The sequence below is a fragment of the Bradyrhizobium sp. YCK136 genome, assembly GCF_044570075.1.
Lineage (GTDB): Bacteria > Pseudomonadota > Alphaproteobacteria > Rhizobiales > Xanthobacteraceae > Bradyrhizobium > Bradyrhizobium diazoefficiens.
On record NZ_CP172424.1, the window covers coordinates 9,581,579 to 9,602,704 of the forward strand.

18 protein-coding genes are annotated in these 21,126 nt (G+C 65.2%); 15 read left to right on the plus strand and 3 right to left on the minus strand.

The annotated features are described in order from the left end of the window. Window positions 1-133: 133 nt before the first annotated feature. Together msrA and ACFLEY_RS46350 are read right to left on the minus strand one after the other, a co-directional pair. Window positions 134-790, minus strand: coding sequence for a peptide-methionine (S)-S-oxide reductase MsrA (gene msrA, locus ACFLEY_RS46345; protein ID WP_060909517.1), 657 nt, complete (start codon window positions 788-790; stop codon window positions 134-136). 144 nt (window positions 791-934) lie between these two features. Next, the gene (locus ACFLEY_RS46350) at window positions 935-1,252 is read right to left on the minus strand and encodes a hypothetical protein (protein WP_011083655.1); all 318 of its coding nucleotides are present in this window, start codon (window positions 1,250-1,252) and stop codon (window positions 935-937) included. Window positions 1,253-1,613: 361 nt separating this feature from the next. Between ACFLEY_RS46350 and rpsT the strand changes: the two genes are divergently transcribed. The 15 genes from rpsT to ACFLEY_RS46425 all read left to right on the plus strand — a co-directional run bounded on the left by rpsT (window position 1,614) and on the right by ACFLEY_RS46425 (window position 19,936). Then, on the plus strand, window positions 1,614-1,880 hold the full coding sequence (rpsT, locus tag ACFLEY_RS46355) for a 30S ribosomal protein S20 (RefSeq protein WP_011083654.1): 267 nt from the start codon (window positions 1,614-1,616) through the stop codon (window positions 1,878-1,880). A 1,267-nt stretch (window positions 1,881-3,147) separates the two neighbouring features. Next, entirely contained in the window at window positions 3,148-4,560 is a 1,413-nt protein-coding gene (gene dnaA / locus ACFLEY_RS46360) for a chromosomal replication initiator protein DnaA (protein ID WP_011083652.1), read from the plus strand. 378 nt (window positions 4,561-4,938) lie between these two features. Further along, entirely contained in the window at window positions 4,939-6,057 is a 1,119-nt protein-coding gene (gene dnaN, locus ACFLEY_RS46365) for a DNA polymerase III subunit beta (protein WP_011083651.1), read from the plus strand. A 127-nt stretch (window positions 6,058-6,184) separates the two neighbouring features. Then, on the plus strand, window positions 6,185-6,550 hold the full coding sequence (locus tag ACFLEY_RS46370) for a DUF559 domain-containing protein (protein WP_011083650.1): 366 nt from the start codon (window positions 6,185-6,187) through the stop codon (window positions 6,548-6,550). A 91-nt stretch (window positions 6,551-6,641) separates the two neighbouring features. Beyond that, window positions 6,642-7,778, plus strand: coding sequence for a DNA replication/repair protein RecF (recF, locus tag ACFLEY_RS46375; RefSeq protein ID WP_060909518.1), 1,137 nt, complete (start codon window positions 6,642-6,644; stop codon window positions 7,776-7,778). Between the two features lie 112 nt (window positions 7,779-7,890). Then, window positions 7,891-8,655 carry a hypothetical protein gene (locus tag ACFLEY_RS46380; RefSeq protein WP_249162712.1) on the plus strand — a complete coding sequence of 255 codons (765 nt, stop codon included), beginning with the start codon at window positions 7,891-7,893 and terminating at the stop codon, window positions 8,653-8,655. A 101-nt stretch (window positions 8,656-8,756) separates the two neighbouring features. Beyond that, window positions 8,757-9,002, plus strand: a complete 246-nt coding sequence (locus ACFLEY_RS46385) for a hypothetical protein (RefSeq protein ID WP_373565246.1) — start codon at window positions 8,757-8,759, stop codon at window positions 9,000-9,002. Window positions 9,003-9,119: 117 nt separating this feature from the next. After that, window positions 9,120-11,264, plus strand: coding sequence for a hypothetical protein (locus ACFLEY_RS46390; RefSeq protein ID WP_211433360.1), 2,145 nt, complete (start codon window positions 9,120-9,122; stop codon window positions 11,262-11,264). 140 nt (window positions 11,265-11,404) lie between these two features. After that, a complete protein-coding gene (locus ACFLEY_RS46395; protein ID WP_060909521.1) occupies window positions 11,405-12,088 on the plus strand; it encodes a hypothetical protein in 684 nt (227 codons plus the stop codon). A 280-nt stretch (window positions 12,089-12,368) separates the two neighbouring features. Further along, window positions 12,369-14,804, plus strand: coding sequence for a DNA topoisomerase (ATP-hydrolyzing) subunit B (gyrB, locus tag ACFLEY_RS46400; protein ID WP_011083645.1), 2,436 nt, complete (start codon window positions 12,369-12,371; stop codon window positions 14,802-14,804). Window positions 14,805-15,097: 293 nt separating this feature from the next. Continuing rightward, on the plus strand, window positions 15,098-16,393 hold the full coding sequence (gene murA, locus ACFLEY_RS46405) for a UDP-N-acetylglucosamine 1-carboxyvinyltransferase (protein ID WP_060909522.1): 1,296 nt from the start codon (window positions 15,098-15,100) through the stop codon (window positions 16,391-16,393). A 226-nt stretch (window positions 16,394-16,619) separates the two neighbouring features. After that, window positions 16,620-18,014: an MATE family efflux transporter gene (locus ACFLEY_RS46410; protein WP_396605002.1), complete on the plus strand. Its 1,395-nt coding sequence runs from the start codon at window positions 16,620-16,622 to the stop codon at window positions 18,012-18,014. Next, window positions 18,011-18,499, plus strand: coding sequence for a DUF2867 domain-containing protein (locus ACFLEY_RS46415; RefSeq protein WP_011083642.1), 489 nt, complete (start codon window positions 18,011-18,013; stop codon window positions 18,497-18,499). The genes ACFLEY_RS46410 and ACFLEY_RS46415 overlap by 4 nt, the downstream gene beginning before the upstream one ends. Then, complete coding sequence (locus ACFLEY_RS46420; protein WP_060909524.1) at window positions 18,496-19,146, plus strand: 2-hydroxychromene-2-carboxylate isomerase; 651 nt, start codon at window positions 18,496-18,498, stop codon at window positions 19,144-19,146. Before ACFLEY_RS46415 ends, ACFLEY_RS46420 begins: the two co-directional genes overlap by 4 nt. Before the next feature lie 142 nt (window positions 19,147-19,288). After that, entirely contained in the window at window positions 19,289-19,936 is a 648-nt protein-coding gene (locus ACFLEY_RS46425) for a DUF6064 family protein (RefSeq protein ID WP_060909525.1), read from the plus strand. Between the two features lie 13 nt (window positions 19,937-19,949). Here the strand turns inward: ACFLEY_RS46425 and ACFLEY_RS46430 are convergent, their stop codons facing one another. Then, window positions 19,950-21,065, minus strand: a complete 1,116-nt coding sequence (locus tag ACFLEY_RS46430; protein WP_060909526.1) for an aromatic acid exporter family protein — start codon at window positions 21,063-21,065, stop codon at window positions 19,950-19,952. Between the last annotated feature and the right edge of the window lie 61 nt (window positions 21,066-21,126).

Consider the following 21,126-nt stretch of genomic DNA (forward strand, 5'->3'; position numbering starts at 1 on the left):
GAGGGTGTCGCCACAACGGGACAGTCCCCCGGGGGATAGAGCCCTCACCCGGCGCGCGGGACGATGCTTCGCATCGCCCGGGCACGCCGACCTCTCCCGCAAGCGGGAGAGGTGCAGCGAGTCCGGAGCTGACTTACGCGCTCACGCCGACGCCGATCGGGCAGGACACGCCGGTGCCGCCGAGGCCGCAATAGCCGGCGGGGTTCTTCGCCAGATATTGCTGATGGTAGTCCTCGGCGAAATAGAATGCGCCGGCGGGCGCGATCTCGGTGGTGATGGCACCGAGGCCCTTGGCCGCGAGCGCCTTCTGGTAGAGCGCCTTCGACTCGTCGGCCGCTTTCTTCTGCGCATCCGAGCAAGTGTAGATCGCGCTTCGGTACTGCGTGCCGACGTCGCTGCCCTGGCGCATGCCCTGCGTCGGGTTGTGGCTCTCCCAGAACGTCTTCAAGAGCTTCTCGTAGGAGACCTTCTTCGGATCGAACACGACCAGCACCACTTCGGTGTGGCCGGTGCGTCCCGAACAGGTCTCCTCATAGGTCGGATTCGGCGTGTGGCCGCCGGCATAGCCGACGGCGGTGGTGTAAACGCCATCGCCAAGCTCCCAGAACTTGCGCTCGGCGCCCCAGAAGCAGCCGAGCCCGAACACGGCCTGCTCGAGGCCGGCGGGATAAGGCGGCTGCAACTTGCTGCCGTTGACGAAATGGGTGCTCGCGGTCGGGATGGCTTGCGCACGGCCCGGCAGCGCCTCAGTTGCGCTCGGCAATGCGGTGGTCTTGCGCATGAACAGCATGGTCGGATCTCCGAAGAACGAGCTGTCCGTCGCTTGTGCCGACTCGAAAAGCCAGGCGCTCAGGCGGCGTGCTCGCGATCAGGTGGGAATATAGGCGTTTACGCGCGAAGGGGCAGCCTTGTTACGCGGCGCCGCGCGCGGGACTCAGTCCCGGGAATAGCCGATCAGCGGCTTGCGCGGGCGGAACAGGATCATCAGGAGGATGCCCAGGATGCCGAGGACGGCAAACACCGGCTGATCCAGCACAAGGCGGATCACCGAGGTCCAGAGCCAGGGCGCCTTGGCCTCGACCCAGGTCCGGAACGCCGACTGGCTGGCCTGATTGATGTCGTTCCAGAACTGGCCGAACCGGGTGAACTTGAGGGTCTGGTCGGCCACCCAGCGGGCGCCGTCATAGACCATGAAGATGAACCCGCCGGCGAGCAGCAACAGCCCAATCAGTCGGAAAAAGCCGCGGATCATGCCTCACCTTATATGGTCGTCCGGTCGCAGGACCCAAAGAAACGCCGCCAGCCAATAGCCGGGCGACGGCAGAAATTCAACCTCTTCAGGGCGTTACGGCACCCATTCAGGCCGCCAGAGCCGGTTTTCCGGGTCTTGAAAGCGTTGACGGTGCCAAAGACCCTCTCTATAAGGGCGCCAACTGGCGGCGGGCGCAATCCTGCCGCCGCTGTTCTTTGAGCAGTTGCAGGCTCTTTGAGGCCTCATGTTCCGGGAACAGCCTTGAACCGAACACCCTAAATCCGAGCGTCGATTACGCGGTCAAGCAAGCCGGCGCTACCCGACCAAGACGCGACCGGTACCCGCAAAGGACATTGAGACCATGGCCAATACCACCTCCGCCAAGAAAGCGACGCGCAAGATCGCCCGCCGCACCGCCGTCAACAAGTCGCGCCGCACCCAGATGCGTGGCGCCGTGCGCAACGTCGAGGAAGCCATCAAGACCGGCGACCGCGCCGCCGCCGTGAAGGCGCTGGCGAATGCCGAGCCCGCTTTGATGCGCGCCGCGCAGCGCAACATCATTCACAAGAACAATGCCAGCCGCAAAGTCTCGCGGCTCACCGCGCAGATCGCCAAGCTCGCCAAGTAAGTTCGCGAACCAGGCTCGCCAAGCGATCTGGTTGCAATCATCCGATCGGTTGATCCGCTCGACATCGCGCTCGTCAATCAGCCCGGCCTCGCGCCGGGCTTTTTGCTGCCTGTCATATTCACGCAAGCAGTCACGTGCCAATCCTCGATTGGAGGATTTGCATCTCCGCACTATGATGCGTTCCGCAATTTTACCTCCAGCTCGTTGCGGGTGATATTGCAACAGCGGAAACTTTCGCTGCGCTGCGCTGCGAAAAACCCTTGCGAGGCGGGCCCAACTCGCACCTGCACGCGCGCCAGGTTCTGCACACCGTAGTTTCACCGGGACACATCGTGCGATGGAGTTACCCTGTGAAACGAGACTCAAAAAACGGTGTCTCGCTAATCACTTATCGACATAGCGATCGCAAGCATTTGGAAAATTCGTCTGCACGTCGCGCGCGTGACGATTTTGTAAAAAATTTTTGGCTGTGACGAGGATTTGTCACATGACGCGGCGCATTTTCGATTCTGTGCACGAATCCAAAAACTTGGTCACGAGCCTGTGCACAAGTCGCGCGCGGCGTTAACGCTGGTCAAGTTTTTTGATGCATCGAGTGTGAATCAATTTCGTTGCGAGTCTTTCCGCTTAGTGTATTCCTTAAGTCGTTCGCGGCGCCCACGATCTTGAGACCAGCGCGGTTTTGGAAACGGGGCGAGCGTGCAAATCGGCGGCGGTGTGCACGTTGGCGACGCTTCAACAAGCGATTGTCGGTTCAAAACCCATAGCAACATGGGAATGGTAGCTCTTTGTCTGAATGTCTCCAAGCGAGATCCAAGCGCAAACGAGAGACATCTTGAGACTACCCCGACACGCGTGATTGGCGAAGCCGAGCGGACGAACAGTGCAGACGGGCAGGACATCGGCGACTTTAGCCGCGGATGTCTTCAGGACACGCAGGACCTTGCCGTGAGCAATCACGGCAGGACGGGGAGGTATCATGTCTTACGGACAGAACGCGGTATTGAAACAGGTTTTCCATTCCAACGATGCCGTTTTAAATCCGTCGGACACCCAGCCTCCCGCGTGTGACGGAGCGCCGAGTACGCGCTGACCTCGCGACCCCTCCATCTCTGACATCGCTGATCGGACGCGGCGTTCTCGCCGAACGGTCGAGCCATGTCTGACGATGGACTCGCTTTGAGGTCGCGCTATGCCAGGAACCCTATGGCAGGAACCCTGCATGGCGCTCACAACGCAACTATATCTCTCAAGAGAAGTTTTGACGATGAACACATCGGAACAGGATCGCTGGTCACGCGTGAAGGGTCGGCTGCGCTCGAGCGTCGGCGAAGACATCTATACGAGCTGGTTTGCGCGCATGGATCTCGAAGACGTGCAGGATGAGAGCGTGCGGCTCTCGGTTCCCACGCGCTTCCTGAAGAGCTGGATCCAGGCCCATTATGCCGAGCGCGTGCTGTCGTGCTGGCAGGCCGAGATGCCGGAAGTGCATCGCATCGATCTCACCGTGCGCTCCGCGGTGCGCCCGGTCGCGCCGCCGAAGGAAGCGCCCGCACCCGTCGAGACACGCCGCGCGCCTGCGCCGGAGCTGCGCTCGACTGCGACCGCGCCGGTCTCGGCCAATCATGACGCGCTCGGCGGCTCGCCGCTCGATCCGCGCCTGACCTTTGCGAGCTTCGTCATCGGCCGCTCCAACACGCTGGCCCATGCAGCCGCGCGCCAGGTTGCCGAAGGACGTCGCGGCGATCCCGTCATGTTCAACCCGCTCTACATCCATGCCGGCGTCGGCCTCGGCAAGACGCATCTGCTCCAGGCGGTGACCTGGGCCGGCAATTCCGGCAACGAGCGTAAGGTGCTGTATCTCACGGCCGAGAAGTTCATGTACGGCTTCGTCGCCGCGCTGAAGACGCAGACGGCGCTCGCCTTCAAGGAAGCGCTGCGCGGTATCGACGTGCTGGTGATCGACGATCTCCAGTTCCTGCAGGGCAAGTCGACGCAGGCCGAGTTCTGTCACACGCTGAACGCGCTGATCGACGCCGGCCGCCAGGTCGTGATCGCGGCCGACCGTCCGCCGTCCGATCTCGAAAGCCTGGATGACCGCGTGCGCTCGCGGCTGGCCGGCGGCCTCGTGGTCGAGATGGGCTCGCTCGGCGAGGAGCTGCGCCACGGCATCCTCAAGTCGCGCGTCGCCGCCGCCCGCGCCCATCATGCGACGTTCGACGTGCCGGAGGAGGTGCTGCATTATCTCGCCCGCACCATCACCCATAACGGCCGCGACCTCGAAGGCGCGATCAACCGGCTCTTGGCGCATTCCAAGCTCAACAACCAGCCGGTGACGCTGGAGATGGCCGAGCGCGAGGTGCGCGACCTGGTCCGGCCGCAGGAGCCGAAGCGGATCAAGATCGAGGACATCCAGCGCGTGGTGGCGCGGCAGTATAACGTCAGCCGCTCCGACTTGCTGTCCTCGCGCCGCACCGCCAACGTGGTCCGTCCGCGCCAGGTGGCGATGTACCTCGCCAAGACGCTGACCCTGCGCTCGCTGCCCGAAATCGGCCGCCGCTTCGGCGGACGCGACCACACCACGGTGCTGCACGCCGTGCGCAAGATCGAGGCGCTGGTCTCCAAGGACACCGCGCTGTCGGAGGAAGTCGAGTCGCTGAAGCGCCAGCTTCAGGAATAAACGCCTATTTCTTTCACCTCTCCCCGCTTGCGGGGAGAGGTCGGAATACGCGCGCAGCGCGGATTCCGGGTGAGGGGGACTCTCGGCGCATCCAACTCTCACCTCCCTTGCGGTAACTCCCCCTCACCCCAACCCTCTCCCCGCAAGCGGGGCGAGGGAGCAGACCTATGCCTGAGCGGCGGCGGGTGTTTTTGCCTGTAAATCGTGGGGAACTGCCCCCCGATCCCTTGAAACCGGGGGCCATCCGCGCCACCTTGCGCGACCCTGACGGCTTTGGTCATATCGGCTGGAGACCCCGGCCTGTCGGGGTCTTCGGTGCCGCGGCGCGCTTTTCGGCCGCCCGGCTTTTTTCATCTTGGGGATCGGGCGAGTAGTGCAATGAAGGTTACGGTCGAACGCGCGCAACTCCTGAAATCGCTGGGCCATGTCCACCGCGTGGTCGAGCGCCGCAATACGATTCCGATCCTCGGCAACGTGCTGGTCCGGGCCGAGAACGCGAAATTGTCGCTGAAGGCGACCGACCTCGACCTCGAGGTGACGGAAACCCTGCCCGCGGAAACCGCGACTGCCGGCTCCACCACCGTGCCGGCGCACATGTTCTACGACATCGTGCGCAAGCTGCCGGACGGCTCCCAGATCGTGCTCGAGGCCGACGGCGACCGCGCCGTGCTGGCGATCCGCGCCGGCCGCTCGCGCTTCACGCTCCAGACGCTGCCGGAGAATGACTTCCCGGATCTGGCCGCCGGCGACATGTCGCATTCGTTCTCGCTCGCCGCCAAGGACGTCAAGCGGCTGATCGACCGCACCCAGTTCGCGATCTCGACCGAGGAGACGCGCTATTATCTCAACGGCATCTATCTGCACGCCGCCGGCACCGCCAAGGCCGCGACCCTGCGCGGCGTCGCCACCGACGGCCACCGCCTCGCCCAGCTCGACCTGGTCCAGCCCAAGGGCGCCGACGGCATGCCCGGCGTGATCGTGCCGCGCAAGACGGTCGGCGAGGTGCAGCGCCTGATCGAGGACACCGAAGCCGAGATGACGATCGAGCTGTCGCAGGCCAAGATCCGCTTTACGATCGGCAACGTCGTGCTGACCTCGAAGCTGATCGACGGCACCTTCCCCGACTACGGCCGCGTGATCCCGCAAGGCAACGACAAGGAGCTCGTCGTCGACAAGAAGGATTTCGAGAACGCGGTCGACCGCGTCTCCACCATCTCCAGCGAGCGCGGCCGGGCGGTGAAACTGTCGCTGTCGCCGGGCAAGCTGGTGCTGTCGGTGACCAATCCGGACTCCGGCAGCGCGACCGAAGAGCTCGAGGTCGAATACGCCTCCGACGCCCTCGATATCGGCTTCAACTCCCGCTATCTGCTCGACATCGCCGCCCAGATCGAAGGCGAGGTCGCGACCCTCAGGCTCGCCGACCCCGGCTCGCCCACCCTGGTCCAGGACCGCGACGACAAGAGCGCGCTCTACGTGCTGATGCCGATGCGGGTGTGAGGGCCGTGCTCCCTCGCCAGCACACACTGCCCTTAGAACCGCGCGCGATGCACGTTACTGCGCCCTCTCCCCCTGTGGGAGAGGGCTACACCAATGTTTGACGCAAGCTCACTTGGGTGAGGGGTTGGTGCCACGAGACCCGTCCCATCGACCGATCGCCCCGCCTCTCCGCCAATTTGCAAGGAAGATGCGGCACGAGCCGACTGACGCCGAGAGGGCAATGTGGCGCTTGTTGAGGGATCGTCGGCTCTCCACTTTCAAGTTTCGCCGACAGGAGCCGTTCAAGAACTACATTCTCGACTTTGTCTGTTTCGAGAAGAGGCTCGTGATCGAGATTGACGGAAGCCAACATGCGGAATCACAAGGCGACGCAACTCGTGACGCAGCCTTGTCCGCGGCAGGTTTCGCCATAGCGCGTTACTGGAACAACGAGGTGTTGCAACAGCCCGCGGCTGTGCTGGAAGACATTCTTGCAAAGCTCGCCACGCGGTAACATACCCCTCACCCGTCGCCTCACTTCGTGAGGCGCCACCCTCCCCCACAAGGGGGGAGGGAAAGGCACTGCCCGGCAATGACGAGTTAAAATGACCCCCTCCCGCATTCATCGCCTGACGCTGACGCATTTTCGCAATTATCGGGCGGCGGGGCTCGAGACGGCGGCTGACATGGTGGCGCTGGTCGGGCCGAACGGGGCGGGCAAGACCAATTGCATCGAGGCGATCTCGTTCCTGTCGCCGGGGCGCGGCCTGCGGCGTGCGACGCTGGAGGACGTTGCCGACAATCAGGGCGACGGCTCCTGGGCCGTGTCTGCGCAGGTCGAGGGCGCATTGGGCCTCGCCACGCTCGGCACCGGCATCGAGCCGCCGCGCGCCGACGCTGCCGTGACCCGGCGCTGCCGCATCGACCGCGAGCCCGTGAATTCGGCGGCCGCCTTCGGCGACCACATCCGCATGGTGTGGCTGACGCCGGCGATGGACGGGCTGTTCATGGGCGCGGCCTCCGAGCGGCGGCGCTTCTTCGACCGCCTGGTGCTCGCCATCGACAGCGAGCATTCCAGCCGCATCAACGCGCTCGAGCGCTCCCTCCGCTCGCGCAACCGCCTGCTCGAGACGCGCAATTACGACGACCATTGGTGTGACGCGATCGAGCGCGAGACCGCCGAGCTTGCGGTCGCGGTCGCAGCAACCCGCGGCCAGACCGCAGCAAGGCTGACCGGCATGCTGAGCGCGCGCGCGCAGGCTTCCGCCTTTCCTTCGGCGCAGATCGCGCTCGACGGCTGGATGGAGAACGCGCTGCTCCGGGAGACCGCGACGTCGGTCGAGGACCGCTACCGCCAGATCCTGCGCGACAACCGTCCGCGCGACGCCATCGCCGGCCGCACCACCGACGGCCCGCATTTGACCGATCTCCAGGTCATCTACGCGCCGAAAGGCATGCCGGCGCGCGATGCCTCGACCGGCGAGCAGAAGGCGCTTCTGATCGGCCTCGTGCTGGCGCACGCCACGCTGGTCGCCGAGATGACCGGCATCGTGCCGCTGCTGCTGCTCGACGAGGTCGTCGCCCATCTCGATCCGAACCGCCGCGCCGCGCTGTTCGAGGAGCTGAAGAAGCTCGGCGCGCAGGTCTGGCTGACCGGCGCGGACCCGGCCGCTTTCGCCGAGATCGGCGCCGGGGGCGAAGTCTTTGACGTCGAGAGCGGACGCGTCTCCGCCCGGCGCTAGAACGCCATTGAACCCGACGATTTCCCGCCGCGACTAGCTGTCGGAGGCCGCGCCGACGACGTCGCAGCCGTGACTGCGCGATGACATGAATCGCAATCTCTTGGAGAGTGAGATGCTGACGGTAAGGTCCGGGGCGCAAGCCCCGGCACGATGGCGGGCGTTTGCGTGCGGCCTCGCCCTGCTCGCAAGCTGCATGCTCGCGGCAACCGCCGGCGCCTTTGTGCCGGATCTGCCGCGGCTGTTTTCGGCAGAGCTCACGCCGGACCCCGAGGCCAAGCTGCCCGCGCCGACCCGCTACAGCTACAGGGGGACCCACACCACCGTGGTGCAGGGCGTTAAAGCGCCGCTTCGCATCAGACTGGAGGCCACCGTACCCGCCGAGCTCGGCAACGTGCTCGCCTTCTATCGCACCGAGCTCAGCAAGCTCGGTTGGCAGGAGCAGCGCGACGGCGCGGTGATCGCCGCCGATCACGTCCAGCTCGCATTCGCCTCCCCGCTGGGACCAGCGCTGCTGGAGCTCCACCGCAAGGACAGCAGCACCACGGTCAAGCTCGTGCAGAAGAACGCATTGGTCGCAACCGACGCGAACGTCATGCCCGAACCCGGCCAGGCCAAGCTGGTGTTCGCCAATATCAGCAAGACGGACGCCACGCTCACGATCAATGAGCAGACCGCCGACCTAACATTGCTGCTAATGATTTTGTTCAATGGCTCAGTCAACACACCGGCCTCGATGGCAGGGTCCCAGCGGAAAATTTCGCTGTCCTTGAACGACTACCATGTGGGGTATCCCGACTTGTCCGGGTTTGGTGTTGGGTTCCTTGTCGTGTTGACACAGGGTGATGACGGGTCACTGGCCGTGCCCGATGGAGCTTGAAGCGCTTCCTGACCACTGGATCGCGCTTACGTTTCCATCCGGCTTCATGACAGAGTCCCGCCTATCACCGTGCGGTGGGTTTAAGCCGTTACGAACGCAGCGTGTACTTCTTCATTGGAGCGGCGGTCGCTACTGTGGATACCTTTGTCGTTCGCAAAGGACGCACAAAGCGCGCCGCCGGCGCCCATGCGGTGTCGCTGGATCTGCAGCCCGGCAAATATTCCTACGAGATGAGCGTGCCGGGCCATCCAGCCACCACGAATGTCCTCGACGTCGCTGCCGGCGATACCTGGGAGCTCACCGTCGGGCCCGACGGTGACGCATGGTCGCCGCTCCTGCTGTATTGAGCCCTTTTGAACCTCACGGGTTCCTGCCGCGACTTCTCATCCGAGGCCGCGCCGACGGTGTCGCAGCCTGCAATTGCGCGAGGGATCGACCCGCGCGAAATTCAGGAGTTTTTAGTGATGTCGATCATCAAGCGCGGGACGCAGGTCCCGGCACGCTGGCGGTTGCTTGCCTGCGGTCTTCTGCTCATGGCGAGCGCGTCTCTGCCCGCACGCGCCGACGATGGCATCGTCGACGTTCACGCGCTGCCGCAGCTCGAGGGTGCGGTGGAGGATAATTCGCGCCCCGATCCCTACCGCGTCGAGTATCGCATGCCGACGCCGGAATCCCTGACGTCGCCGGCGGTGAAGAAGCTCCTCGGCGCGGTCGGCTGGGTGCCCTATGTGCGGCCGCTGGAGGAGAAGAGCACCACGCTGAATTTCAAGAAGGGACGGCAGGGCCTGTCCGTTCATTTCACGCAGGCCCTCGGCCGGCCCGACCAGTCCGTGGTCTACTACTCGACCGACCGGATCTACGGCAACGTGCCGTTCCCCGACGGCGCGAGCGACATCGTGTTCGATGGCACAAGGCCCTATCTCGGCTGCATCGCGCCCAGCGCGCTCGATACGACATCGGACTTTTACGCCAGCCAGATGGAAGCGATCGGCTGGCGCAAGCTCACGCCGGAAACGGCCGCGCGCTGGACGACCAGCCTGGATGAGACCGTTCCCAACGGCTTACGCGTGTTCTACGAGCATCCCGACAGTGAGGTCACCGGCTTCTACAAGCAGAAGCCCGTCATGCTGACGCTGACGCGCCGCGACGACGGCCGCACCAATGTCGACATCCGCGTCGCGCCCTTCGCGCTTCCCTTCGATCTCAAGGCCGACAGCGACGCCGCCGGGCTGCCGCGGCCAACTTTCACCAAGTCGTCGAGGGGGCTCGGCAGCGCAAGCTCCAACAAGCGCGAGATGTCGGCGGCCGCGATGGCCGAGCTGCCCGCGGTGCTGGCCTTCTATCATCGCGAGCTCGCCGCGCGCGGCTGGCAGGAGGACGGCAGCGCGCCGCTCGCGCCCGGCGACGAGGTGGCGATCAAGATCTCCAACGCCGAGGAAACCGGCGTGCTGCGGCTTGGCCGCAAATACGATTTCACCATGGTCAGCCTGACCGCGCAGGTGAAGGAATCAGCCCTTGCCGCCCGCGCCAAGGCAAAGAAGGAGGCTGACGACAGATTCTTCAGCGATGCCGCGGCAGCCGCAAAGCAGGTCATCGCCGCCGACGAGGCGCGGCGCAAGGTGCAGGCGGCCGCGCTGTCCGATGTCCCGCTCAACGCGCTCGCCGACAGCAAGACGCCGGTGCCGCTGCCGGAGAACGCCGAGGGCGTGAAGTTCGAAGGCAGCGACGGCAGCCTCGAATTCTCGTCCACATCGAGCGTGAAGGCGCTGACCGCGTTCTACCGGGCCTCGCTGAAGCCATTGGGCTGGAACGAGCGGCCTTCGGTCATCAACCAGCCCAACATGGCGATGCTGGAGTTTGCCAAGGGCGGCAAGTCGATCTCCTTCACCGTGATGCAGATGGGCCCCAAGGTGAGGGTCAGCGCCGAGGGTTCGGGCCTTAAGGTGGCCGCCGCCAAGCCTGCGGAGGTGCAGGCCAAGTCATCCGAACCGCTCAAGCCGGACACCGAATCCCAGCTGCCCGTGCCGACGCAGCGTTCGTCGACCTCGCTCGCCACCACGAAACTGCCGGGCAGCGAGACGCCGTTCCGCCGCGAGCTGGAGGCCAGCATCCCCGCCCCGCTCGGCGACGTGCTGGCGTTCTACCGCACTGAGCTTGGAAAGCTCAACTGGCAGGAAAAGGCCGACGGCGCCGCCGTGTCCGCGGAGAGCGCGCAGATCGACTTCACCTCGCCGCAAGGCCCGGCCGTGCTCAAGCTCGGTCGCGCCAAAGGCGAGACCATTGTCAATCTGGCGCAGAAGAATCCGGATGCCGCGACCAAGGCGGACATCATGCCCAAGCCGGGCCAGGCCAGGGTGATGCTCGGCAATATCGGGGCGAAGGAAGCATCGCTCACGATCAACAAGCAGACCATCAAGATCGCGGCCGGCGCCGGCGGCCCGCAGTCGCCGAAAGGTCCGATGCTCGATCTGGCGCCCGGCAAGTATCAGTATGCGCTGCGCGTACCGGGGCGTCCCGCCCGCACCGAGACCCTCACGGTCGCCGCCGGCGATGCCTGGGGCCTGATGGTGGGTCCGACCGGCGAGGTGCTTCCGCTGCAGATGTATTGATTCCGCCGCCTGTGCCTGTAACGGCCAGGTTGAACCTGTCCGGTTCCTGGGGCGACTAGTCGTCTGGAAGCGGCGGCGACCGTGTCGCAGCCGCCGCATCGCGCGAAGACCACAACGCGCGACATTCTCGGAGATGGAGCATGACAACGGTCAAGCGCGGGACGAGAGTTCCGGCACGATGGCGGCTGCTGGTGTGCGCCCTCACGCTTCTCGCAGGCTGTTCGAAGGAGCCGCTGACGGCAGATCCCGACGTCGACATGCCGGCACCGAAGCAAAGCAGCTTCAGCCAATTCCGCACCACGCACGCGCATGACGCCAAGGTCCCGCTCCGGCTCGAGATCGAAGCGCGCGTGCCCGCGGAGCTCAGCGAGGTGCTCGCCTTCTACCGCAGAGAGCTCGGACAGCGCGGCTGGCAGGAGAAGCCGGATGACGCAATGATCGCCGCCGATCGCGTGCAACTGGCCTTCGTCTCCCCGAAGGGCCCGGCCGTGCTGAAGCTTGGCCGCGCCAAGGGCGAGACCACGGTCAGCCTGGCGCAACGGAATCCGGAGGCTGCAGCCAAGGCCGATGTCCTGCCGATATCAGGACAAGCGCGGCTGATATTCGGCTATCTAAGGCCAGATGTGGCTTCGCTTGTGATCAACGATCAAACCATCAAGATCGCGGGCGGCGAAAATCATCCACAAACGCTGGATCTGCCGCCCGGCACGTATTCCTACGAGCTACGCGTGTCGGGCCTTCTGGTGCGCACCGATACCGTCACCCTGGCCTCAGGCGAGGCCTGGGGCCTCAGCGACGATAAGAAACCGTCCCAGATATACTGAACCCGTGGCCCGTTCCGAGGCGCCGCGGCATCTCGGAACGCGCTTCTCCGCCCCGCAAAATCCACGCCTTCGGGGGGTGAAAAGGAGGGTCCGAATCGCGCTTTTTGCGGCGCCGAGAATCGGCCTTCGCGAGGCTTGAAAACCGGCTAAAAATCCCTATTTAGTCAAAGGGTTGCTGGAGGATACTTTGCGCTAGGCGCAAGCGGTCTTTCATGGCACAAATAGCCTCACATCAGCGCCTTTTGCGCGGCTGATTCGGGCGACATCTCGAAGGCCTCTTATGACAGAACCTGCTCGGCAGACGCCTGCCGAAAACGAGCCCTCAAATCCGAGCGATTACGGGGCGGAATCGATCCGCGTGCTCAAGGGTCTCGATGCCGTCCGCAAGCGCCCGGGCATGTATATCGGCGACACCGACGACGGCTCGGGCCTGCACCACATGGTGTACGAGGTCGTCGACAACGCGATCGACGAGGCGCTGGCGGGCCACGCCACGCGCGTCGATGTCGTGCTCAATGCCGACAATTCCGTCACCGTGCGCGACGACGGGCGCGGCATTCCCGTCGACATCCACAAGGGTGAAGGCATCTCGGCGGCCGAGGTCATCATGACCCAGCTCCATGCCGGCGGAAAGTTCGACCAGAACTCCTACAAGGTGTCCGGCGGCCTGCACGGCGTCGGCGTCTCCGTCGTGAACGCGCTGTCGAGCAAGCTCGGCTTGCGCATCTGGCGCGACAACAAGGAGCACTACATCGAGTTCGCCCATGGCGATGCCGTCGCACCGCTGGTGGTGGTCGGCGACGCGCCGGGCAAGCGCGGCACCGAGGTGACGTTCCTGGCCTCGCCCGACACCTTCAAGAACATCGAATATGATTTCGCGACGCTCGAGCACCGCCTGCGCGAGCTCGCCTTCCTCAACTCCGGCGTCAACATCGCCCTCTCCGACATGCGCCACGCGGTCGAGAAGCGCGAGGAGATGCACTATTCCGGCGGCGTCGAGGAATTCGTCAAATATCTCGACCGCAACAAGAAGGCGATCGTGCCGGCGCCGATCATGGTGCGCGCGGAAGCCAACGGCATCGGCGTCGAGGCGGCGCTGTGGTGGAACGACAGCTACCACGAGAACGTGCTGTGCTTCACCAACAACATCCCGCAGCGCGACGGCGGCACCCATCTCGCCGGCTTCCGCGGCGCGCTGACGCGCCAGGTCAACGGCTATGCCGAGGCCAATGCGAAGAAGGAAAAGATCGCGCTGACCGGCGACGATTGCCGCGAAGGCCTCACCGCCGTTCTGTCGGTCAAGGTGCCCGATCCGAAGTTTTCGTCGCAGACCAAGGACAAGCTGGTGTCCTCGGAAGTGCGTCCCGTGGTCGAGAACGTGCTCAACGAGGCGCTCCAGGCCTGGTTCGAGGAGCACCCTAGCGAAGCCAAGATGATCGTCGGCAAGGTGATCCAGGCCGCAGCCGCCCGCGAAGCCGCGCGAAAGGCGCGCGAGCTGACGCGCAAGAGCCCGCTCTCGGTCTCCTCGCTGCCCGGCAAGCTCGCCGATTGCCAGGAAAAGGATCCGGCCAAGTCCGAACTCTTCATCGTCGAGGGCGACTCGGCAGGCGGCAGCGCCAAGCAGGGCCGCAACCGCGAATTCCAGGCGGTGCTGCCGCTGCGCGGCAAGATCCTCAACGTGGAACGCGTGCGTCCCGACAAGATGCTGGGAAGCGAGCAGATCGGCACGCTGATCACCGCGCTCGGCACCGGCATCAGCGACGAGTTCTCGATCGAGAAGCTGCGCTATCACAAGATCATCGTGATGACGGACGCCGACGTCGACGGCGCCCACATCCGCACGCTGCTGCTCACCTTCTTCTACCGGCAGATGCGCGACATCATCGACGGCGGCTATCTCTACATCGCCCAGCCGCCGCTCTATAAGGTCTCCAGAGGCAAGTCCGAGCAGTACCTGAAGGACGAGCGGGCGCTGGAGGACTATTTGATCGAGACCGGTCTCGATGATTGCATATTCACGCCCGGCACCGGCGGCGACCGCAGCGGCCGTGACCTGCGCGGACTGATCGACGACGCCCGCGTCGTTCGCAGCATCCTGCGCAATCTGCACACCCGCTACAACCGCAAGGTCGTCGAGCAGGCCGCCATCACGGGCGTGCTGAACAAGGACATCTACGGCGATCCCGACAAGGCCGCCGCGGCCGCCCAATACGTCGCCGGACGGCTGGACAAGCAGGCCGAGGATGTCGAACGCGGATGGGTCGGCCACTACGTGGAAGGCCAGGGCTTCCAGTTCGAGCGCACTGTGCGCGGGGTCAAGGACGTCGCGATCATTGACTCCGCGTTCCTGGGCTCGGCCGAGGCCCGCAAGCTCGACGAATTTACGCCCAAGCTGCAGGATGTTTATGCCCGCCCCGGCAACCTGCGGCGCAAGGACGTCGAGCACACGGTCCACGGTCCGGTCGATCTGTTCGAAGCGGTCACCGACGCCGGCCGCAAGGGCGTCACCCTGCAGCGCTACAAAGGACTGGGTGAGATGAACCCGGAGCAGCTCTGGGAAACAACGCTGGATACCAATGCGCGCTCGCTGCTCCAGGTGAAGGTCAAGGAGGTCGACGAGGCCGACGACATCTTCACCAAGCTGATGGGCGACGTGGTCGAGCCGCGCCGCGACTTCATCCAGGAACATTCGCTGAGCGCGACGATCGATATCTAGCCCCGACCTCGTTGCACCTCTCCCGCTTGCGGGAGAGGTCGACGCGCCCCGGGCGATGCGAAGCATCGTCCCGCGCGCGGCGGGTGAGGGCTTTCTCCTCGCGGGGATATTCTCCGTAGATTTCGACAACCCCACCGCTGAAGCACCCCCACCCCAGCCCTCCCCCGCAAGCGGGAGAGGGAGCACACCTCCTTCGTGGCGACCATCAAGCCCGAATTGCTACCGTGCCCAAATCTCGGTAGTTTGCGCCTCCAAAGTAGCCCGCCCCACCCAACAGGACAGCGAGAACCACCGTGGCGCCCATCCAGTACATCGTCGAGGGCGGTCACCGGCTCTCGGGCTCGATCGAGCCGTCCGGCAACAAGAATTCGGCGCTGCCGATCATCGCCGCCGCGCTGCTCACCGAGCATCCGGTGACGCTGGAGAACGTGCCGCGGATCCGCGACACGGAGACGCTGGTCGAGCTGATCCGCTCGGTCGGCGCGGCGGCGGAGTGGACCGCCCGCAACACGCTTCATATCCATGCCAAGAGCATCCGCGCTGCGGATCTCGACCCCGAGCTCTGCGTCCGCATCCGCGCCTCGATCCTGCTCGCGGGCCCCCTGCTCGCCCGCTGCGGCGAGGTGATGCTGCCGCCGCCCGGCGGCGACGTCATCGGCCGCCGCCGGCTCGACACCCATGTGCTGGCGCTGGAACAGCTCGGGGCCAAAGTCACCGCGACCGACCGGCTCGAATTCCGCGCGCCAAAGCTCGCCGGCGCGGACGTGTTCCTGGACGAGCCCAGCGTCACCGCAACCGAGAACGCGCTGGTGGCGGCGGTCGCGGCCGACGGCATCACCTATTTGCGCAACGCAGCCTCCGAGCCGCACGTGCAGGACCTCGCCAACTTCCTGGTCGCGCTCGGCGCCAAAATCGAGGGCATCGGCACCAACACCATGATCATCCATGGTCCGGCGACGCTCGGTGGCGCGACCTACCGGATCCAGCCCGACCATATCGAGGTCGGCTCGCTGATCGGGCTTGCCGCCGTGACGCGCTCGCCGCTTCGCATCGTGCGCGCCGGTGTCGAGCATCTGCGCTCGATCCGCATGGGTTTCGAACGGCTCGGCATCGTCTGCCGCGTCGAGGGCGACGACCTCATCGTGCCCTCGAACCAGACGCTGAAGATCCAGGACGATTTCGGCGGCCACGTGCCGAAGCTGGAGGACCAGCCCTGGCCGGCCTTCCCGGCCGATCTGATGTCGATCGCGATCGTCACCGCCACGCAATGCGAGGGCGTGATCCTGATGTTCGAGAAGATGTTCGAATCGCGGATGTTCTTCGTCGACAAGCTGATCGCGATGGGCGCGCGTATCGTGCTCTGCGATCCGCATCGCGCCATCATCGCCGGCCCCAGCCGCCTGCGCGGCGCGCCGATGACCTCGCCCGACATCCGCGCCGGCATGGCGATGCTGCTGGCCGCGGTCTGCGCCGAGGGCACTTCGACCATCAACAACGCCGACCAGATCGAGCGCGGCTACGAGCGCATCGAGGAGCGGCTGAACGCGCTGGGCGCGAAGATCAAGCGCGTGCCGGAAAGGAAGAGCTGAGGTCTTTGCCTCTCCCCGCTTGCGGGGAGAGGCCGGATTGCATCGCAGATGCAATCCGGGTGAGGGGGACCCTCCGCGAATCCAACTGCCATCTTTTCTGCGGAAACAGGCCCCTCACCCCAACCCTCTCAGCGCGAGCAAAGCTCGTCGCGGCCCCGTGAGAACGGCGAGAGGAAGAAGAGACACGGGCCATGTTTTCGTCGCTCAGTGATGCTATTGAGTGACCATGCTCGACACCGTGCAACATCATTCGCAGCCGCAATCCGGCGTGCCGCAAAACCATCTCGCCGATGAGTTCGTCGAGACGCTGCGGCTGGCCGTGCCGATGATGCTGACGCAGCTCGGGCAGATCGCGATGATCACGACCGATCTCGCGCTGATCGGACGGCTCGGCGAGAGTGCGGTCGCCGCCGCCGCGCTGGCGCATACGGTTTATTTCGTCAGCTTTACCTTCGGGCTCGGATTGATGGCTGCGGTGTCGCCGCTGGTGGCGCAGGCGTTCGGCGCCGGCGACGTCAGGCGCATCCGCCGCGCCTTGCGCGTCGGCCTGTGGGTCGCGCTGCTGATCTCGCTGCCGATGATGGCCTCGCCGCTTTATGGCGAACACATCCTGATCGCTCTCGGACAGGTGCCGCAATCGGCCGCGCTCGCCCAGCGCTATCTGAACGGCCTCGCCTGGGGCATCGCGCCGGCGCTCGGCTTCATCGCGCTGCGCAGCATGATGAGCGCGGTGAACCGGCCGCAGCCGCCGCTGTGGATCACGGTCGCGGCGATCCCCGTCAATGCCGCGCTGGTCTATGTCCTGATCCACGGGTTGTTCGGCCTGCCGGAGCTCGGCCTGTTCGGCGCCGGGCTCGCGACCACGCTCGTCAATCTCGGCACCTTCCTCGCCGTGCTCGCCATCGCCGCATGGCGAAAGCCATTCGCGGACTACCGTCCGCTCGCCCATCTCTGGCGGATCGACTGGTCCCTGATGCGCCAGCTCATCGCGCTCGGCGCGCCGATCTCGTTTTCCCTGCTGCTGGAATATGGCCTGTTCTCGTCCGCCGCGCTGCTGATGGGGTTGATCTCGACCACGGCGCTTGCCGCGCACCAGATTGCGCTCCAGGTCACGGCCGTGCTGTTCATGGTCCCGCTCGGCATCGGCATGGCGGCGACGGTCTGCGTCGGCCATGCCTTCGGCCGCAACGACCCGGCCGCGGTGAGACGAGCGGGCCTCGTCGCTGCGGTGCTTGGCGTAGCGCTGGTCTCGGCCCTGACGGTTGCCATCATCCTCGGCCGCTACGAGCTCGGACGGCTGTTCTTCGGCGGCAGCGAGGCCAGCGCGGGAACGGTCGAGCTGACGGCGACACTGCTGCTGGTCGGCGCGACCTTCTTCATCGCCGACGGTCTCCAGACCATCATGGGCGGCGCACTGCGCGGCATCAATGACACCAGGATGACGCTGGTGTTCGCGGCGATCGGCTATTGGTGCGTCGCCTTTCCCGTCGCCTGGGTCCTGGCTTTCCACACCGGGCTGGGCGCAGTCGGCGTCTGGATCGGATTCTCGATCGGCACGTTCGTCTATGCCGGCCTCCTGGTCTTGCGCTTCCGGATGCTGGCGCGCAGACTGGCGGGATGATCGGCACAGTCCGCGAAGTTCCTCCCAATGTCGACGCCGGCACGCTGCTGGCGGGCGCGCAGTTCGTCGACGCATTTCGCGTGGAGATCGGCGCAACGGCGGTGAATGCCCGCGAGGCCTGCGTGCGGATGGTTCTCCACGGACCGCGCTGGGTCGATGCGCTCATACGCCTGCGCAACATCCTGGTGAGACCGTTCGGACTGAAGACCTCGGGCGAAGGCGCACCGGCGCCGTATGGCCTGATCGGATTGTTTCCGGTGGTCAGCGAAACACCGGAGCGGCTGGTCGCGGGCTTCAACGATTCCCATCTCGATTTCCGCCTCGTCGTCGATGTCGCCGGAACGGAGGCGGACCGCCAGGTGACATCGACCACGCTGGTGCGCACCCACAATCTGCTCGGCCGGACCTATCTCGCCCTCATCATGCCCTTCCACAAGTTCGTGGTCCGCGGCATGATGAAGCGCATCGCGGAACCGGCGAGATGACCCTGTCCGTCGACCTCTTCTACTCCTACCGCAGTCCCTTCAGCTATCTGGCGCTGCCGAAGACGCTGAAGCTCGTCGCGGTGTATGACCTCGCGGTGAACCTGCGACCGGTCTATCCGCTTGCAGTCCGCGTCCCCGGCTTCTTCAAGAAGGCCAGCCCGAACTTCATTCGTTATGTGGTGCTCGACAGCACGCGCGTCGCGCAGCACGAGGGCATTCCGTTCCGCTTTCCGAGGCCGGATCCGATCGTGCAGGACAAGACGACGTTCGATGTCGCGGCCGAGCAACCCTACATCCACCGCCTGACCCGGCTGGGCGCGATGGCGCAGCTCGAGGGCCGTTCGCTCGCATTCACCGATGCGATCGCGCGCGTGCTATGGGACGGCTCGGTGGCGGGCTGGAACGAAGGCGATCATCTCGCCCGCGCGGCCGAGAAGGCCGGCTTCGATCTCGCCGCGATGGATGCTGCGATCAGCGCCGATCCGGATCGTTACGAGCAGGTGATCGCGGAGAACGAGAAGGACCACGCCGCCTCCGGCCATTGGGGCGTGCCGACCTTCGTGTTCGAGAACGAGCCGTTCTTCGGCCAGGACCGCATCGATCTCTTGGTCTGGCGCATGCAGGACAAGGGCCTGACGAAGCGGTAGGGCAAGTCCTGATGCGTACCGGCCTCGGCCCATGACCGACATAGGTCAACATGCCGCGGCCGGGCATGCATCCGCGTTGATCCCGGTCAAATGACGCATCTCGCCGGCTGCATAGCGTCTCCTCGCGGAAGGAGCCGCGATCATGCTGCCGTTCACGATCGAGCAATTCCTAGGTGTTATTGCGAGCTACAACCGGGCAATCTGGCCGATGCAGGTTCTCGCATATCTGCTGGGCGGGCTGGCCTTCGTGCTGGTGTTTCGCAAGGACAGATGGGCCGATCAGATCGTCGCCGGCATTCTTGCGGCGATGTGGGCATGGACCGGGATCGTCTATCACCTGACCTTCTTCGCAACGATCAACAAGCTGGCCTACATTTTCGGCGCGTTGTTTGTCGTCCAGGCTGCAGCCTTCGTCTATTTCGGCGTGTGCCAAAACCGGATCGATTTCGACTACAATGAGGAATCAGCGGGGGTTATCGGAGTCGCGTTCGTATTCTACGCGGCGGCGATCTACCCCCTGTTCGGCCTCGAGATGGTTCAGCACCCCAACGAACTGCCGATGTTCGGAGTCACGCCGTGTCCCGTCACCATCTTCAGCTTCGGCATGTTGCTGCTGACAAGGCAGCCGGTCCCGCGCTGGCTCCTTGTGATCCCGTTTCTATGGTCGCTTGTCGGCGGCAGCGCCGCGATACTGCTCCGCGTGCCGCAAGACTGGGCGCTGTTGGTGGCTGGAGCTGTCTCTCTGGCACTGCTGGTCCAGCGTGACCGGCGGGTCGCATCAGCCTGCTAGTTCCAGCACCGGCTCACTCCGCCACGCGCGCGGGCTTGTCGCTTGCTGCCTCCGACCACTCGCCGACGACGCGGTCGAGATCGCAGAGATTCTGGTGCATCTGCTCCAGCGAGAAGCCGATGGCGAAGAAGCGCTCGGCGGTGTCGCCGGAATGGCCGCGGATCAGACCGTCCTGGCGCACCGCGGCAACCGCCTCGGCGTAGTGCTGAAGCGCGACATGCACGGGATGGATCGGCGGCGCGCCGGCGCCAGCCCGCAACGCTTCGGCCGCCGACCGCAGGAAGCGCACGATCGCCGCACTGACCTCCGCCAGCGGCGCGGCGAGCCGCATCTGCACCTCGACCGGCAGCGGGACGACGGTGGCGCGGCCGATCATCACGACGTCATGGCGCAGCCGCAGCACCGTTCGCAGCAAGGGACCGGTATCGGGCCCGCTCGACAGGCGCGCGGCACGCTCGCGTTCGGCCTCTGCACCGATGACATTCATGCCCACCATCGCGGTGCCGATACCGTCCTGGATCCGGTGCAGCGCATCGTTGTCGCGGCCGCGCGTCAGGCCCGCGAGCAGCTCGGTGAAGGCATCCGCGATCAGTTCGAGCAGTCTTGCCGCGCTGGCGCGGATCTGTCGCACGGCGCGTGAGGGCAACACCAGGAACGAAACGAGCAATCCCGTGATGGCGCCGACCCCGACCTCGCTGACGCGATCGATCGCCGAGGTCATGGGATCGGAATGATGCATGGTCGGAACCAGCAGCACGATGATCGCGGTCACCGTCGCCGCGTTGAGGCTTGGGTTGATCGCGGCCACGAAGGCGAGAGGCGCGACCGCCAGCACCAGCAACCCCAACAGGCCCGCCTCAGTAGAGTAAGGGATCAGGATCGCGATGGCGCCACCATAGATGGCGCCGCCGATCGTGCCGAGCACGTAGTCGCGCGTCGCCTTCAGCGAGCGACCGACGCTCATCTGGGTCACGATCAGCGAGGTCAGCACCGCCCAGAGCGGCAACAGCAGATGCAGCGCGGTGGCAATGGCATAGGCCGCCACCGCGGCGACCGTGACCCGGATGGCCAACCCCAACTGCGTCCGCCGTGATCGGATCCGGTCGAACATTTGTCTTGCGAGTGCCATCGTCGAATGTCCCGGTCCGATCCTCTTGCGCCTGCCAAAAGCATAGCTGATGCCCGCGGCC